Genomic DNA, 2,017 nt, shown 5'->3' with positions numbered 1-2,017 from the left:
CACGCCCGCCACCCCGAACGACCACTCGAAACAATCAAGAAGATGAGTTGCTAACCAGCAACTTTGCCGCCGCCCTGGTTCAGGGCCATCGACGCCGGTCGACTCAACGGCCGAACGGAGTTCCGCGGCAGTTCGTGATCATGGAAGAGGGCGTGCGGGCCAGTGGCGCGCCGGCCTCGTCCTCTCGTCCATGAGGCGCGCCCGGTCGGCACGATCTGCCGCTGTGGTGTGAATGCGGGCTCGGCCCGGCGCGGACAGGAGGCCGTGGGCGCCTGGCCCGCCTGGCTCCGAATTCCGAGACGGCCGACGTGCTGACCACGCAGGACTCCGCCGAGGCATCAGCCTGTGAGCTGGACTTTTCTGGGGGAGCGCCCGATCGTAGGGCGGCCCGAGCGGTCTCGTCGACACCTGTCATTGACATCCGTCAGGCAGCGGTGGTAGACACCTCACCCATGGTACGGGTGCCCGAGAAGTCGCCCGATCGTGAGGCGCAGCGGCTAGAGACACGTCAGCGTGTGTTCGACGCTGCGATTGTCGAGTTCCGGCGATGGGGTATTGACTTCGCAGATGTCGACGCTATTGTCGACGCCGCGAACGTCGCGCGGAACAACTTCGCCCTTCACTTCCCGACGAAGGAGCACATCCTCGCTGAACTGGACCGCGCGGAGCAGGACAGGATGGTCGAGGAACTTACTTGGTTCCTGTCGTTGCCGTACCATCTGTCAGACCTTCTCGCTGAAGTGGCCCGACTGGTGGTCGGGGTTGAGCGGCGGCTCGGAGTCGTCTTGTTCCGGGACATGTTGGCCTTCCATTTCTCGCCGAACCGTGTCCGCGACACCGAGTGGACCACCTATCCAGTGGTGGTCCTCATGATCGAGGCGCTGGAGCGCGCGCGGGAGCAGGGGGAGATTCACTCGGGGGTGGATGTCAGGCAGGGCATGCTCTTTTTCCTGCTAGGATTGCACGCCCTGCTGATGGCTGTTCAGGACTCCGCGCCTGACCGCGAGACGCTCCTCGCGGCCCTGGTCACAACCACGATCCGCGGATTCAATCCCGAATAACGACGGACCTCGAGCTCTGGCGCTCGTTCGCGCCGGACCTGCCGCGGACCGTCGTCGCCTGGTGGGTGGTGTTCCCGGTAAGAAGCCGGAGAGCGAGTAATTCCTATCGCTTTGAACACCCCGGCCCGCGAGGCCGCGTTCCACGGGAACGCGCGCCGCGTCGCGGGCCCGCGAGCGCCGAGGCCCAATGGCAAGCACGACAACGTCCTGAACGACTGGGACCAGATACCCTGCTAGGCGATTGTCGCTGAGATGGCCTGGACGGCGGAAAGAGCTGTTCCGGCGTCTCGATGTCTCTGGTGAGCATCTCATCGACTCGCGGTACCGCGTGAAAAGTTCGTCGGCCGGTTTTCGGCGGACATGCTGGAGACAATCTGTCTCCGCGTGGCACTTGCCGGAGCGAATCTGCTTCCCACTACTTGCATTCCTCATACCTTAAGCGGCGGCATCCATATATTGTCCGAGGGCTGCGGCAGACATTGTTGGCGGCCGCGACCAGGCGTCGCGCGGATCGCTCCGGATCTTGTCCGCGCCTCGCTGATCCCGCCGGCGAGACGAGAACTTCCTCGTAGTCGCGGGAGTGGCGACCCCACCAGGAAACTCCGCCGGCCAACCTCCCCGGGCTGGCGGCGCATCTCGACGATTGGAGAACCCATGTCCGAAGACGCGTTCCCCGACGCCGTCGGCACCGCGAAGGAAGTCGCGGGCTCCCCAGACTTACGGCCCACCTCGCCCCTCACCAGGCGTGGCCTGCTCGGCGCGGCGGCGCTGGGTGTCGCCGCGGCGGGTGGGCTAGGCGCCTCGCCCGCGCGGGCGGCCGGGGCGGCCGGGGTGACGGAGGTCCGGGAACGGGCGGTCGTCGTCGGTTCCGGGTTCGGTGGGGGTGTCACCGCGTTGCGGCTCGCCCAGGCCGGTGTTTCGACGCTCGTCCTGGAACGTGGCCTGCGCTGGCCCAC

The 2,017-nt window shown here is 66.3% G+C and carries 1 protein-coding gene and 1 pseudogene; both read left to right on the top strand.

Annotation, left to right across the window (positions count from 1 at the left end; translation table 11 throughout):
• The first annotated feature begins 461 nt into the window (after positions 1-461).
• Complete coding sequence (locus I6A81_RS40985; RefSeq protein WP_203008380.1) at positions 462-1,061, top strand: TetR/AcrR family transcriptional regulator; 600 nt, start codon at positions 462-464, stop codon at positions 1,059-1,061.
• A 654-nt stretch (positions 1,062-1,715) separates the two neighbouring features.
• Positions 1,716-2,017: pseudogene (locus I6A81_RS40980) on the top strand (hypothetical protein); the annotation flags it as partial.

This window comes from Frankia nepalensis, assembly GCF_016786325.1.
In the GTDB taxonomy this organism is placed as follows: domain Bacteria; phylum Actinomycetota; class Actinomycetes; order Frankiales; family Frankiaceae; genus Pseudofrankia; species Pseudofrankia nepalensis.
The sequence above is the reverse complement of the archived record's forward strand: the minus strand, read 5'-3'. Positions and strand labels throughout refer to the sequence as shown.